General features: G+C 59.1%; 13 protein-coding genes. 12 read left to right on the top strand and 1 reads right to left on the bottom strand.

What is annotated here, in order from left to right; genetic code table 11:
• The first annotated feature begins 84 nt into the window (after positions 1–84).
• The 4 genes from soxA (at position 85) to BFN67_RS21780 (ending at position 5,176) form a co-directional block, all read left to right on the top strand.
• Positions 85–900, top strand: a complete 816-nt coding sequence (gene soxA, locus BFN67_RS21795; protein ID WP_080921634.1) for a sulfur oxidation c-type cytochrome SoxA — start codon at positions 85–87, stop codon at positions 898–900.
• Between the two features lie 90 nt (positions 901–990).
• The gene (gene soxB / locus BFN67_RS21790; RefSeq protein ID WP_080921558.1) at positions 991–2,682 is read left to right on the top strand and encodes a thiosulfohydrolase SoxB; all 1,692 of its coding nucleotides are present in this window, start codon (positions 991–993) and stop codon (positions 2,680–2,682) included.
• A gap of 96 nt (positions 2,683–2,778) precedes the next feature.
• Positions 2,779–4,068, top strand: coding sequence for a sulfite dehydrogenase (gene soxC / locus BFN67_RS21785; protein ID WP_080921557.1), 1,290 nt, complete (start codon positions 2,779–2,781; stop codon positions 4,066–4,068).
• Between the two features lies 1 nt (position 4,069).
• Positions 4,070–5,176, top strand: a complete 1,107-nt coding sequence (locus BFN67_RS21780) for a c-type cytochrome (RefSeq protein WP_245295368.1) — start codon at positions 4,070–4,072, stop codon at positions 5,174–5,176.
• A gap of 1 nt (position 5,177) precedes the next feature.
• On the opposite strand, the gene BFN67_RS21775 is transcribed toward BFN67_RS21780, so the two are convergent.
• Positions 5,178–6,278, bottom strand: a complete 1,101-nt coding sequence (locus BFN67_RS21775; protein WP_080921555.1) for a YeeE/YedE family protein — start codon at positions 6,276–6,278, stop codon at positions 5,178–5,180.
• A gap of 342 nt (positions 6,279–6,620) precedes the next feature.
• On the opposite strand from BFN67_RS21775, the gene BFN67_RS21770 reads away from it, so the two are divergent.
• The 8 genes from BFN67_RS21770 to recO all read left to right on the top strand — a co-directional run bounded on the left by BFN67_RS21770 (position 6,621) and on the right by recO (position 13,778).
• Positions 6,621–8,849: a RelA/SpoT family protein gene (locus BFN67_RS21770; RefSeq protein WP_080921554.1), complete on the top strand. Its 2,229-nt coding sequence runs from the start codon at positions 6,621–6,623 to the stop codon at positions 8,847–8,849.
• A gap of 18 nt (positions 8,850–8,867) precedes the next feature.
• Positions 8,868–9,446: an orotate phosphoribosyltransferase gene (gene pyrE / locus BFN67_RS21765; RefSeq protein ID WP_080921553.1), complete on the top strand. Its 579-nt coding sequence runs from the start codon at positions 8,868–8,870 to the stop codon at positions 9,444–9,446.
• A 39-nt stretch (positions 9,447–9,485) separates the two neighbouring features.
• A complete protein-coding gene (locus BFN67_RS21760) occupies positions 9,486–10,082 on the top strand; it encodes a DUF2062 domain-containing protein (RefSeq protein WP_080921552.1) in 597 nt (198 codons plus the stop codon).
• Positions 10,079–10,492, top strand: a complete 414-nt coding sequence (acpS, locus tag BFN67_RS21755; RefSeq protein ID WP_080921551.1) for a holo-ACP synthase — start codon at positions 10,079–10,081, stop codon at positions 10,490–10,492. Before BFN67_RS21760 ends, acpS begins: the two co-directional genes overlap by 4 nt.
• A gap of 77 nt (positions 10,493–10,569) precedes the next feature.
• Complete coding sequence (lepB, locus tag BFN67_RS21750) at positions 10,570–11,319, top strand: signal peptidase I (RefSeq protein ID WP_080921550.1); 750 nt, start codon at positions 10,570–10,572, stop codon at positions 11,317–11,319.
• Positions 11,319–12,038: a ribonuclease III gene (gene rnc / locus BFN67_RS21745; protein ID WP_080921549.1), complete on the top strand. Its 720-nt coding sequence runs from the start codon at positions 11,319–11,321 to the stop codon at positions 12,036–12,038. Before lepB ends, rnc begins: the two co-directional genes overlap by 1 nt.
• Positions 12,035–12,961, top strand: coding sequence for a GTPase Era (era, locus tag BFN67_RS21740; RefSeq protein ID WP_080921548.1), 927 nt, complete (start codon positions 12,035–12,037; stop codon positions 12,959–12,961). Before rnc ends, era begins: the two co-directional genes overlap by 4 nt.
• 55 nt (positions 12,962–13,016) lie before the next feature.
• Complete coding sequence (gene recO / locus BFN67_RS21735; protein ID WP_080921547.1) at positions 13,017–13,778, top strand: DNA repair protein RecO; 762 nt, start codon at positions 13,017–13,019, stop codon at positions 13,776–13,778.
• The last annotated feature ends 28 nt before the right edge of the window (positions 13,779–13,806 follow it).

The following is a 13,806-nucleotide window of genomic DNA, read 5'->3' as shown; positions in this document are numbered from 1 at the left end:
ATCGGTCGGCGACCGGCAAGTTGAGGGCTTGGGGAGGAACGGCAAGTGAAGAAAATCTCTTTGGCGGTCGCGGCTGTGGCGACGATGGTTTCAAGCTCGGTGGTGAGCGCCTATGCCGACCCGGTTGACGACAAGCTTGTCATCGACGGCCAGGAGATGATCACGCGAGCGCCCGCGCCGGAAGGACATCCATTCAAGGAAGTGCTTTCCGGCTGGTTGTTCCGCGAGCCGGAGACCCGTGAACTGGAGGCGGATTCCTTCCAGAATTCCGGCATGCTCTATGTCGAGCGCGGTCAGGAGATATGGAACACGGTGGAGGGCAGCAAGGGCAAATCCTGTGCCTCATGCCATAACGATGCCGCGGAAAGCATGAAGGGAATCTCTGCACATTATCCAAAATGGGATGCGGACGCCAAACGGCCGATCAATATCGAGTTGCAGATCGATAAGTGCCGCACCCAGAACATGGGAGCCGAGGCTTACAAATTCGATGCGCCCGAGCAAAAAGCGCTGACCACTTTCATCAAATACCAGTCGCTCGGAGCACCGGTCAAACTCGATCTGAAGCAGGGCGAGATGCAGAGTTGGTGGGACAGGGGCAAGAAGGAATACTATACCCGCACGGGTCAGCTTAATCTTGCCTGCGCATCCTGCCATGAAGCCAGCATGGGCAAGCACATCCGAGCCGACCACCTTAGCCAAGGGCAGGCCAACGGCTTCCCGACCTATCGGCTGAAGCAGGCTGATATGGTGTCGCTGCATAATCGCCTGCGAGGCTGCATCCGTGACACGCGCGCTGAGATGCCGAAACCGTTCTCGGACGAGTTGATGGCGCTGGAGGTCTACGTGACCTGGCGTGGCACCGGGCTCTCGGTCGAAACGCCGGCGGTGCGGCAGTAACAAGCGGCGCTTCGCGCCAGCAGCAAGACACTCCCTGTGCGGACAACCTGGTTCACAGCCGGGCAGGGGTGCTATTGAACGGAGAGGACCATGTTCTCACGACGTGAATTTTTGGCTGCCACCGTGGCGCTTTCGGCCATTACCGGCTCGGGCCTTGTGGGGAAATGGTCGCGTGCGGCAGCACAGCAGGCGCTCAAGGAAAGCGATTTGCTCGATTTCGGTGCATTCGGTAATGTCACGCTGGTACATATCACCGACATCCATGCGCAGTTGATGCCGGTTTACTTTCGCGAACCCTCGACCAATCTCGGGGTGGGTGCGGTGGCCGGCTTGCCGCCGCATATCAGCGGCTCCGATTTTTTAAAGCTTTACAATATCGAGTCAGGCTCGCCCGAGGCCTATGCCCTGACTTCAGAAGATTTCAGCGCGCTAGCGAAAACCTATGGCCGCATGGGCGGGATAGATCGCATCGCCACCATCGTGCGGCGCGTGCGCGCGGAACGGGGCGACGATATGCTTCTGCTCGATGGCGGCGATACCTGGCAGGGCAGCTATACCGCGCTGCAGACAAAGGGCCAGGACATGGTGGATGCCTTCAATGCACTGGAGCCCGATGCCATGACCGGCCATTGGGAATTCACCTATGGCACCGACCGTGTGAACGAAATCATCGAGAGCCTGCCGTTCCCGTTTCTTGGTGGCAATATCTTTGACGCTGAATGGGATGAACCGGCTTTCGACGCCTATAAGATGTTTGAAAAGGGTGGCGTGAAAATTGCCGTGCTCGGCCAGGCCTTCCCCTACACGCCTATTGCCAATCCGCGCTGGATGTTCCCCAACTGGTCGTTTGGCATCCGCGAAGAGGAAGTGGCCAGGAATGTTGCCGCGGCGCGGGCTGAAGGGGCGGAACTGGTCGTGTTCCTGTCGCATAACGGTTTCGATGTCGATCGGGCGTTGGCCGGTCGCGTGGAAGGCATTGACATCATCCTGACCGGGCACACCCATGATGCACTGCCGGAACCGGTTCTGGTGGGAAAAACCTTGCTGATTGCCTCGGGCTCACATGGCAAATTCGTCACGCGCCTCGATGTCGATGTTCAGGGCGGCGCGATGAAGGGCTTTCGCCACCGCCTGATCCCGGTGTTTTCCGATGTGATTACGCCCGATTCCGAGATGACGAAGCTGGTTGCCGGCCTGCGTGCACCCTACGAGACGGAACTGAAGCGTGAACTCGGTACGACACAAAGCCTGCTTTATCGCCGCGGCAATTTTAACGGCACATTCGACGATCTCATCTGTCAGGCGCTTCTCGAGGTGCGCGAGGCCGATATCGCGCTTTCACCTGGTTTCCGCTGGGGAACCTCCGTCCTGCCGGGGCAGAAGATCACGGTGGAGGATCTGCACAATGCCTGTGCGATGACCTATCCGGCGGCCTATCGCTCGGCCATGACCGGTGAGACTCTGAAAACGATACTGGAAGACGTTGCGGACAATCTGTTCAACAAGGATCCCTACTATCAGCAGGGCGGTGACATGGTGCGGGTTGGTGGCATGGGCTATAGTATCGATCCGAATGCGGAGATGGGGCGTCGCATCTCCGGAATGACCCTGCTTAAGAGCGGTGAGTCGGTCGAACCGACGAAGGAATATCAAGTCGCCGGTTGGGCCTCCGTGAATGAAGGCACCGAAGGCCCTCCGATCTGGAAGGTCGTGGAAGAGCATCTGAAGCATAATCCGGTGGTTGAACTGACGGAAAATCGCTCGGTCAAGATTCTCGAATAACCATTGGGCTGACAGCATCAAATATTGGACAGTCGCTCGGCGCCCTGATATATAGATAAAATCATATATTTCTATTGTTTGGAAGCGGAGGAACCAATGGCAAGAGTGAGCGCGCCGGATACGGCTGCGTCGCGTCGTGGCTTTCTGAAAGCCGGCTTGGCGGGAGGCGCGGCTTTCGCCAGTGCTCTGGTTTCAGCGCGCGCCGGTGCCGCCGAGGCGGGTGGTGACCCAGCAATCACAGAGATCCAGGACTGGAACCGCTATTCCGGCGCGGGTGTCGATCAGTCACCTTACGGTATGCCGTCCCCCTTCGAGAAGGAGGCGGTGCGCCGGAATGTGCCGTGGCTGACGGCCGATCCGGTTTCATCGGTCAATTTCACGCCGCTGCATGCGCTGGATGGCATCATCACGCCGAATGGACTTTGTTTCGAGCGCCATCATGCCGGCGTTGCCGCCGTCGATCCGGCCGAGCATCGACTGATGATCAATGGGCTGGTCGAAAAGCCGCTGGTCTTCACTATGGAAGACCTCAAGCGCTTCCCACGCGAGAACCGGATATATTTCCTCGAATGCGCGGCCAATTCCGGCATGGAATGGCGTGGCGCGCAACTCAATGGCTGCCAGTTTACGCATGGCATGGTCCATTGCGTCATGTACACTGGTGTGCTGCTGAAGCACGTGCTGGCGGAGGCCGGCCTGAAAAGCTCGGCCAAGTGGCTGTTGGCCGAAGGTGCGGACGCCGCCGCCATGACGCGATCGATCCCAATGGAAAAGGCGCTGGACGATTGCATGATCGCCTTTGCCATGAATGGCGAGGCGCTGCGACCCGAACAGGGCTATCCGGTCCGGCTGGTCGTTCCGGGTTTCGAAGGCAATATGTGGGTGAAGTGGCTGCGACGGCTGGAGGCTGGCGACGAGCCTTGGCAGCAACGCGAGGAAACCTCGAAATACACCGATCTTCTCGCCAACGGCAAAGCCCGCCGCTTCACCTTCACCATGGATGTGAAATCCGTCATCACTAGCCCCAGCCCACAGGCGCCGATCGCGCATGGCAAAGGGCCGCTGGTAGTGTCGGGGCTTGCCTGGTCCGGAAACGGCGTCATCAAGCGCGTCGATGTCTCGGTCGATGGCGGTCGCAACTGGACGCCGGCGCGTATCGACGGACCAAGTCTGCCAATGGCGTTGCACCGCTTCTACCATGAGTTTGACTGGGATGGCTCGGAACTGTTCCTGCAATCGCGCGCGGTGGACGAGAAAGGTTTTGTGCAACCTTCCAAGGACGCGCTGCGTGCGGTGCGAGGCGTGAATTCGATCTACCACAATAACGGTATCCAGACCTGGCATGTTGGTACGGACGGAGCGGTTGAAAATGTCGAGATTTCCTGAATTGCTGCTGGCCGCTGGTCTTGGGCTCTGGCTGAGCGCCAGTGTTGCACAGGGCCAGGATGCCACGGCCGGTGAAAAGCTATTCTCCCGCTGTAAAGCCTGTCACGCGATCGGTGAGGGTGCAAAGAATCGTGTCGGGCCGGAACTCAATGGTCTTGTCGGACGCAAGGCCGGAACTGTGGCCGGCTATAGATACTCGTCGGCCATGACGGAGGCCGGCGAGGGTGGGCTCGTGTGGGACGAGGCGTCTTTGCGATCCTTTCTTGGCAACCCGCGCGCCTTTGTTAAAGGTACGAAAATGGCGTTCCCAGGCTTCAAGAAGGAAGGGGACCTTGCCAATATTGTTGCCTATCTGAAATCCTTCACGAAGGATGGCAAGATGGCTGGAATAGACGATCAGGCCGCGACGCCTGCACGTCAGGAGGCCGAGAAGATTGAGGCTCCAGCGGCTCAGCCGCCGCAAGCCAAAGCTGCCCCGGCGGTTCAGCAGGAGGGCGCTGGCAAGGTGTTTGGACTGGGGCGACTGGCAACGGCGGACGAGATTGCCGCATGGGATATCGATGTGCGGCCGGACGGGCTCGGCCTGCCGGTTGGCAAGGGGACTGTTGCCCAGGGTGAGAAGATATTCGATGAGAGTTGCTCGTCCTGCCATGGTGATTTTGGCGAGGCTGTTGGCCGTTGGCCGGTGCTGGCTGGCGGGCAGGGCACGCTTAAGGACGAGCGACCCGTCAAGACTGTAGGCTCCTACTGGCCGTATCTGTCGACGGTATACGACTATATCCGTCGCGCCATGCCGTTCGGCAATGCACGTTCACTGTCTGACGACGATGTCTATGCGCTGACCGCTTACGTCCTCTATCTGAACGATGTCGTGACGGATGAGGATTTCGAACTGTCGAATAAAAACTTCACCTCGATCCACCTGCCGAACGAGGCGAATTTCATCGATGACAACCGCGCTCAAGAGCCGGAATATGCCCAAAAAGGCGAACCCTGCATGAAGGATTGTGTGCCGGGCAAAGCTAGGATCACAATGCATGCTGCTGTTCTGGACGTTACGCCGGACGCCCAAGATGGCGACGAAGCCCCGGCATCGGGGATTGAATGATCTATTCTGCCGGTAAGGTAGCGTGGCGGTTGCCTTGCCCTGGAGCGAAAATCCTGGAGCCATCGATGATCCGGTCGGCGATGGCCGCTCCGGTAATCATTGAGGCAAGGCCGATCAGCGACGAGATTGCCAGTACGGAACCACCGGTAAGACCGGCGCCGATGGTGCAGCCCACGGCCAATATGCCGCCGAAGCCCATTAAGATGGAGCCGATGACGTAACGCCAGATGGACGGCACGCCGGCTTCGGAAAAAGTCGCTACACGAAAGTCGCGGAAGATTAGCGATGCCAGGAATGCGCCTAGGATCGTTCCGATCAGCAGGCCCTGATCCATGCCGGTCGTAATTGCGCTACCCAAGGCGATCTCGCCGGTGGTAGCCAGCGGACGGATGAAAGACAGGCTTTCCGCTTGGATCGGGTCGAATACCTGCGTTGATAGCGAATAGGTGAAATACCACCCCGCGGCGACAGTTGCGCCGACCCCAGCCCCCCCTATGAAACGCCATGGCGAGACCTTCGATACCATGGCCAAGGCGAGTGCGGCGGCCAGAAGGATGATGCCGGCAATGACCCCGGCGGATTGGCTTACTCTTGCATCTGCCAGGAGGTCGTTACCGCCGATCTGTGCGGTGCTCCAGAGCCCGCCGACGGTATCGCGCAACGGCACAAGCACGCCGCTATAGGTGGCAAGCCCAACCGCTGCGATGATGACGATCGAAAAGATCGCGCGCAGATTGCCGGACGAACCGAGCACCAGCAATCGCGAAACGCAGCCGCGCGTCAGCACCATGCCGATGCCGAAAGCCAGGCCGCCGATAATGGCACCAGACAGGCTTTGCGCAGTGGAGAAGAAGCGGGTTTCGGTGGCGCTGATAAGGCCGAGGGTCAACAGCATTTGCACGCCGAGAATGGCAACGGCGAACCCGGCCGCCCAAATGGCGAGAGCCGTCAGATTCCGGCCGCGAGTAAGGTCGAGAACGGCCGAACGCGTGCAGTACGCACTACGCTGCGCGAAGAAACCGAAAAGAAGACCGAGAACCACGCCTCCCACGAACGCAGCGCCGGATTCTCCGACCAGATCAATGAGCGGGACGAGGTTCATTTATCTTCCTTCAAGAAACTCACGCAACGTAGGCATTGAAAATTAGGGAAAACAGGTATGTGATTTCAAAATCAGCTATTTGAATATGAAAAAATTCCGTATTTCGAAGTCTGGGAAGACGAAACTTCGATAATCCGCAAACGGCGAATGTCAGCTCTGTGTCTTGCTACTTTTGCAGCGTGAATTTCCAGACTATTTGTGACATGCGCCATTAACGTGTAGCGGCGTAAACGGGATTTTTCCTATTGCCAATGCCATCATGCACATAGCCGACACCCATTTTCGTCTTTTTAGCCACGGCCTTGACACAGGCTTGCTGCAGTCGGCACGGAGCACTCGACCATGATGCGCCAGTATGAGCTTGTCGAGCGTGTGCAGCGTTACAAACCGGAGGTGAATGAGGCGCTGCTCAACAAGGCCTATGTCTATGCCATGCAGAAGCACGGGCATCAGCGACGCGCGTCGGGCGATCCTTATTTTTCGCATCCGCTGGAGGTGGCGGCTATTCTGACTGACATGCGTATGGACGAGGCAACCATCGCCGTAGCCCTGTTGCACGACACGATCGAAGACACGACTGCCACACGCGCTGAAATCGATGAACTGTTTGGGCCGGAAATGGGCAAGCTGGTTGAAGGGCTGACGAAGCTCAAGAAACTTGATCTCGTTTCGAAGAAAGCCGAGCAGGCGGAAAACCTGCGCAAACTGCTGCTGGCGATCTCGGAAGACGTGCGCGTGCTTCTGGTTAAACTGGCGGATCGTCTGCACAATATGCGCACGCTCCACCATGTCCCCGAGGCCAAGCGCCAGCGTATCGCCGAGGAAACCATGGACATCTATGCGCCGCTCGCCGGGCGCATGGGCATGCAGGAAATGCGCGAGGAACTGGAAGAACTGGCCTTCCGCTATATCAATCCGGAAGCCTATCGGACAGTCACGGCCAGACTGGCGGAGATATTCCAGCGCAATAAGGGCGTTCTGATCGAAATCGAGAAGGCGCTTTCGGCGCTGTTTGAAAAATACGGTATCGAGGCTGAGGTCACGAGCCGGCAGAAAAAGCCGTGGTCGGTCTTTCGCAAGATGGAAGCTAAGGCGCTGTCCTTCGAGCAGCTTTCGGACATTTTCGGCTTCCGTGTGATCGTCGACAGGGTGGAGGATTGTTACCGCGCGCTCTGTGCCATCCATACGACCTGGTCGATGGTGCCGGGTCGTTTCAAGGACTATATCTCGACGCCCAAGCAGAACGACTATCGTTCGATCCACACCACCATAGTCGGGCCGTCGCGTCAGCGGATTGAATTGCAAATACGCACCCATGAGATGAATGAGCTTGCGGAATACGGCGTCGCCGCCCATTCCATTTACAAGGACACCGGTGGCAAGGCGAGTGGATCAGGCGCTCATCTCATCTCCAGGGACAGCAATGCCTATGCTTGGTTGCGCCGCACGATTGAGCAGCTTTCCGAGGGTGACAACCCGGAGGATTTTCTTGAAAATACCAAGCTGGAACTGTTTCAGGATCAGGTTTTCTGCTTCACGCCCAAAGGCATGCTGATTGCCTTGCCGCGCGGGGCAACGCCCATCGACTTCGCCTACGCCGTGCATACGGACGTGGGGGATAGTTGCGTTGGCGCCAAGGTCAATGGCCGCATCATGCCGCTGATGACCGAGTTGAAGAACGGTGACGAAGTCGAGATCATACGTTCCAAGGCACAGGTGCCGCCAGCCGCCTGGGAGTCAATGGTCGTCACCGGCAAGGCGCGTGCGGCGATCCGCCGTGCCACCAAAAACGCCATCCGCAAGCAATATTCCGGCCTCGGCATACGGATTCTGGAGCGTGCTTTCGAGCGCACCGGCAAAGCCTTTTCCAAGGAAAGCCTGAAGCCGGTTCTGCACAGGCTCGCACGCAAGGACATAGAGGATGTACTTGCCGCCGTTGGTCGTGGCGAGCTTGCCTCGGCGGATGTCATCAAGGCGGTCTTTCCCGATTACCAGGATGAGCGCGTGACCGCGCCGGTACCGAAGCAGCGCGAGGAGGGTTGGTCGAGAATTCGCAATGCTGCCGGCATGCTGTTCAAGATGCCTGGGCGCTCAAGGCGTGGCAAGGATCAGCAGAAAGATGGGGCCGTTCCCATCCGGGGTGTGAGGGGCGATTTGCCAGTGCGCTTTGCGCCCGAAGGCGCCGTTCCCGGCGATCGCATCGTCGGTATCGTCCAGCCGGGCTCCGGCATCACCATTTATCCGATCCAATCGCCCTCGCTGACCGCGTTCGACGATCAGCCGGAGCGCTGGATCGACGTGCGCTGGGACATTGACGAGAACAACAAGGAGCGCTTTCCGGCACGTGTTTCCGTGACAGCGATCAATGCGCCAGGTTCCCTTGCCGATATTGCGCAGGTGGTTGCATCGAACGACGCCAACATCCATACGCTGTCGATGGTGCGCACCGCCCCCGACTTTACTGAGATGTTGGTCGATCTAGAAGTGTGGGATTTGAAGCACCTGAACCGGCTGCTGTCGCAGCTCAAGGAAAATTCTAGCGTCAGCGATGCCAAGCGCGTGAATGGCTGACGGAACTGGTGGCGAAGCATGAATACGGAGCAGGTGCTGGAGATTTTTCGTGAGGCGGGAGCTGTGCTGGAGGGGCATTTCATCCTGACTTCTGGCTTGAGAAGCCCTGTTTTCCTGCAAAAAGCGCGCGTCTTCATGCATGCCGACAAGACCGAGAAATTGTGCAAGTCGCTTGCTGCCAAGATACGCACGGAAGTTTCGGGAAATATTGATTATGTTGTCGGCCCCGCCATTGGTGGCTTGATCCCGGCCTATGAGACGTCGCGGCATCTCGGCGCACCGGCAATCTGGGTCGAGCGTGAGCAGGGCACCTTTCGATTGCGGCGCTTCGAAATCGAAAGGGGCGCACGTGTGGTCATTGTCGAAGATATTGTTACGACCGGCCTGTCGATCCGTGAAACCATCGAATGTCTGCGCGATCTTGGTGCCGACGTCGCGGCCGGAGCATGCATCATAGATCGTTCCGCCGGCAAAGTTGATGTCGGCGTCCCGTTGATCGCGCTTGCACAATACGAGGTTCCGGCTTATCCCGCCGACAAACTGCCTCCCGAGCTTGCCGCCATTCCGCCGATCAAGCCGGGCAGCCGCAACATATGACGCTTGCCCACGGCAGGCATTGGTCGGTAAACTCGAAGTATGTTGTTCAGGCGTAGAGTTTCGGAAAGTTATTGGGAGCGGTTCCGCCTGTGGCTGTGGCCGCGACGGTCTTTTTCGCGCTCGTTACAGTATTTTCTGAAGCGCATCTTCCGTCTCAAAGCGACGCCACATGCCGTGGCGGCCGGTGTGGCTTCGGGGGTGTTTGCATCGTTCTTCCCGCTCGGCGTCCATTTCATCATCGCCGCGGCGGTTTCCTACATGATTGCCGGCAATCTTGTTGCCGCCATCCTGGGAACAGCGCTCGGCAATCCGGTCACTTTTCCGTTCCTGTGGGGGGCCTCCTGGGAAACCGGAAAACTGATGCTGCATCACCATCTGCCGCACCATGGCACACCGGCGCACCTCGGCGCCATGTTGCATGATCTGACAGTTTCGCAACTGTGGGGGCCGATCCTGAAACCGATGCTGGTTGGCGCGGTTCCCCTTGGCATCGCTACCGGGTTGATTTTTTATGCTGTGACGCGTTGGGGCGTGGGCCGGTTCCAGGACCGGCGACGCAAGCGTTTCGCTGAGCGGTTGGCCAAGGTGAACCAGGCGGCTTGCGCTGATGGCGGCATAGGCTCGCCTGCACAATGATCGTCGGCATCGGCAGCGATCTTATCGACATACGCCGCATCGAAAAGTCGCTTGAGCGCTACGGCGAGCGCTTTATCACGCGCATATATACCGATATCGAGCAGGCGCGTTCGGAAGGGCGTCGCGCTCGCATCGCTTCTTATGCCAAGCGTTTCGCGGCCAAGGAGGCCTGCGCCAAGGCGCTCGGCAGCGGCATCTCGCAAGGTGTATTCTGGCGCGATATGGGTGTCGTCAATCTGCCCAGCGGCAAGCCGACCATGTGGCTGACAGGAGGGGCTGCGGCACGGCTCGCCACGCTTTTACCTGCCGATTACGGCGCATTGATTCACCTCACGATCACTGACGATTTCCCCTTGGCTCAAGCCTTTGTGATCATTGAGGCCATACCTGCCGAACAAGCGCCACAATGATGGTTTCAGGCCGGGATTGACGTTTGCCACGCGCGCTTTGAGCCCGTATACCAGCCACCGATACAACCGAGGACAAGATGAGCGTGGCTGAAAAACCCGAGAAGAAATCCGGCGGGCTTGGCGAGACCGTCAGCGTCATCGTGCAGGCCTTGATCCTGGCCCTCGTCATCCGCACCTTTCTGTTCCAGCCTTTCTCGATCCCGTCCGGGTCCATGCGGCCGACACTTCTGGAAGGTGACTATCTCTTCGTCACCAAATGGGCCTACGGCTATTCGCATTATTCACTGCCATTCTCGCTCCCGCTGTTCTCCGGCCGTATCTGGGCTGGTGAACCGGAACGCGGTGATGTCGTGGTGTTCAAGTTTCCGCCCAATCCGTCTGTCGATTATATCAAGCGTGTCGTCGGCCTGCCGGGTGATCGCATCCAGATGAAGGATGGCCAGCTATTCATCAATGGCGTTGGGGTGCCGCGTGTGAAGGTCGGCCAGATCGACAATCCCGACATTACCGAAGTCGATCGCCCTGTTGACGTTTATCGAGAGACGCTGCCTAACGGCGACAGCTACGACACGCTCGACCTGACGCCGAATTCCATCGGCGATAACACCCAGGAATTCCATGTGCCGCCGGGGCACTATTTCATGATGGGCGACAATCGCGACAATTCCAGTGACAGCCGGTTCTCGGTCGGCTTCGTGCCAGCGGAGAATCTGGTCGGGCGCGCGAACATCCTCTTCTTCTCCATAGCGGGTGGAGCAAGCCCGCTCGAAATCTGGAAATGGCCGACCGATCTGCGTGTCTCGCGCCTGCTCCATTTCGTCAACTGATGGGCCTCAAGCGGCCGACAGGCGATGCACTCAACGCCGCAATGGCGGATCGGACGGGGCATGCCTTCAAGGACGTTCGTCTACTCGAGACGGCGCTCACCCATGCCAGCGCCGTCAAGGCAAAGGCCAACAATGAACGCCTGGAATTCCTTGGAGACCGGGTGCTTGGCCTGCTTGTCGCCGACTTGCTCTTGCGTCGCTTCCCTGATGCGCCGGAAGGCGAAATCGCGCCGCGTTTCAATGCTCTGGTCGATGCGCGCGCTTGCGCGGAAGTCGGCGCCGAGATCGAACTGGCCGATTTCATTCGTGCAGACGCCGCCCTGAAGGCGCGCGCGCGCGGTGGCAACTACCTCGCCGACGCGGTGGAGGCGCTGATTGCGGCGCTCTATCGTGATGGTGGCCTTGATGCAGCGCGTACCTTTGTGCATCGCTATTGGGAGCCGCGCCTGGGCATGGTCGTTGCCAAGCCGGCGAACCCGAAGTCCGAGTTGCAGGAATGGCTGGCGAGTATAGGCGAAGCCCGGCCCGAATATTTTATCGATAACCGTGAAGGACCGGACCATCAGCCCACTTTCACGGTGTCGGTCCGGGTCGAGGGTTTTGCCCCCTCGTCCGGAAGAGGCGCTTCGCGACGCGCGGCGGAAGAAGCGGCAGCTTCCGTCTTCCTGCGAAGGGAAGGTGTCTGGACTCCAGAGGAGCCAGGGGAGAATAGGTCGTGACGCAGGAAAGTCATCCCGCACCGGCTGTGCCGGCAACCCGCTCAGGCTTCGTCGCCCTGATCGGTGCGCCCAATGCCGGAAAATCGACACTGGTCAACCAGTTGGTCGGTACGAAGGTGTCCATCGTTACCCACAAGGTGCAAACGACGCGCGCTTTGGTGCGCGGCATTGCCACTCATGGCGCGGCTCAGATCGTGTTCCTGGATACGCCCGGTATCTTCAAGCCAAGACGCCGGTTGGACACCGCCATGGTCACGACCGCCTGGGGCGGCGCAAAGGACGCTGACATGGTGTTGGTTCTGATCGACGCCGAGCGCGGTATCAAGGGCGATGCCGATGCGATCCTCGAACGGCTGAAGGATGTCCGACAGCCGATGGCCCTCGTTCTCAACAAGGTCGACCGCGTGAAGCCGGAAACGTTGCTGGCGCTCAGCTCCGCCGCGAATGAGCGAGTGCCTTTCCAGCGTACCTTCATGGTATCGGCGCTGACTGGCTCCGGCTGCAAGGATCTGCTCGATTATCTGGCTGAAACATTGCCAGGCGGGCCCTGGTATTATCCGGAAGATCAGATTTCCGACCTGCCGATGCGCCAACTCGCCGCCGAGATCACGCGCGAGAAGCTCTATCTCAGGCTGCATCAGGAGCTGCCTTATTCGTCCCATGTCGAAACCGAGAAATGGGAGGAGAAAAAAGATGGCTCGGTGCGCATCGAGCAGGTCATCTATGTCGAGCGCGATAGCCAGAAGAAGATCGTGCTCGGCCACAAGGGCGAGACGATCCGTGCCATCGGTCAGGCGGCGCGCATGGAGATTGCCGCCATCCTCGAGCAGAAGGTGCATCTGTTCCTGTTCGTGAAGGTGCGCGAGAACTGGGGTGACGATCCTGAGCGCTATCGCGAGATGGGGCTGGATTTTCCTCAGTGAGGCGCTTCTCCATCTTACCTTGATTTCGCCGTCGAAGCGGTGAAAAGCTCCACATATGGAATGGCGAGACGAGGGAATCATTCTTGGAACGCGCAGGCATGGCGAAACCAGCGTCATCCTGGAGACGATGACGCGCGCGCATGGCCGCCATCTCGGATTGGTGCGCGGTGGCCGTTCGCGTCGCCAGCAGCCGGTTCTGCAGCCGGGCAACCGGGTGGACCTGGTATGGCACGCACGCCTCGATGAGCATCTCGGCACCTTCCAGGTGGAGGCTCTGGAGATGAACGCGGCCCGCCTGATGGATAGCGCCGCCGCGATTCACGGTCTGCAATTGGCAGCCGCGCATCTGCGCCTTTTGCCGGAGCGCGACGCCCATGAGGGGCTTTACGAGACGCTCGGCATCATCCTCTCTCATCTGGACGATATCGATGCCGCTGGTGAGTTGATGGCGCGTTTCGAACTGTTCGTGCTCGATGAACTCGGCTTCGGGCTGGACCTTTCGCAATGCGCGGCCACGGGTGGGAGGACCGATCTCGTCTATGTTTCGCCGAAATCCGGGCGCGCCGTATCGCGTGATGCCGGTGCGCCATGGCATGAGCGGATGCTGGCCCTGCCAGCTTTTCTGCACGGCGGTGTCGGCCTGCGGGCAGATCCGGCTGCCTTGGCGGATGCCTTCCGACTGACGGGCTTCTTCCTTGCCCGCCATGTCTATGAGCCGCGTGGTATGGAAGAACCCGGCGCGCGGGCCGGATTTCTCGTCGCTCTGCGCCGGCATCACGCGAGCCGTGCGGTGGATGCGGGAAACAACGCAGCTTGAAATCAATGACGCTTTGAGCCGCAAGTGG

It is taken from the genome of Manganibacter manganicus, from assembly GCF_002075885.1.
GTDB classification, from domain to species: domain Bacteria; phylum Pseudomonadota; class Alphaproteobacteria; order Rhizobiales; family Rhizobiaceae; genus Mesorhizobium; species Mesorhizobium manganicum.
The sequence above is the reverse complement of the archived record's forward strand: the minus strand, read 5'-3'. Positions and strand labels throughout refer to the sequence as shown.

What these genes read in the sequence shown, in the direction of transcription:
- pyrE (WP_080921553.1), top strand. Translation starts at nt 8,868, where the DNA reads ATGAATACGGAGCAGGTGCTGGAGATTTTTCGTGAGGCGGGAGCTGTG.
- acpS (WP_080921551.1), top strand. Translation starts at nt 10,079, where the DNA reads ATGATCGTCGGCATCGGCAGCGATCTTATCGACATACGCCGCATCGAA.
- lepB (WP_080921550.1), top strand. Translation starts at nt 10,570, where the DNA reads ATGAGCGTGGCTGAAAAACCCGAGAAGAAATCCGGCGGGCTTGGCGAG.
- recO (WP_080921547.1), top strand. Translation starts at nt 13,017, where the DNA reads ATGGAATGGCGAGACGAGGGAATCATTCTTGGAACGCGCAGGCATGGC.
- BFN67_RS21760 (WP_080921552.1), top strand. Translation starts at nt 9,486, where the DNA reads ATGTTGTTCAGGCGTAGAGTTTCGGAAAGTTATTGGGAGCGGTTCCGC.
- soxB (WP_080921558.1), top strand. Translation starts at nt 991, where the DNA reads ATGTTCTCACGACGTGAATTTTTGGCTGCCACCGTGGCGCTTTCGGCC.
- soxA (WP_080921634.1), top strand. Translation starts at nt 85, where the DNA reads ATGGTTTCAAGCTCGGTGGTGAGCGCCTATGCCGACCCGGTTGACGAC.
- soxC (WP_080921557.1), top strand. Translation starts at nt 2,779, where the DNA reads ATGGCAAGAGTGAGCGCGCCGGATACGGCTGCGTCGCGTCGTGGCTTT.
- BFN67_RS21770 (WP_080921554.1), top strand. Translation starts at nt 6,621, where the DNA reads ATGATGCGCCAGTATGAGCTTGTCGAGCGTGTGCAGCGTTACAAACCG.
- rnc (WP_080921549.1), top strand. Translation starts at nt 11,319, where the DNA reads ATGGGCCTCAAGCGGCCGACAGGCGATGCACTCAACGCCGCAATGGCG.
- BFN67_RS21775 (WP_080921555.1), bottom strand. Translation starts at nt 6,278, where the DNA reads ATGAACCTCGTCCCGCTCATTGATCTGGTCGGAGAATCCGGCGCTGCG.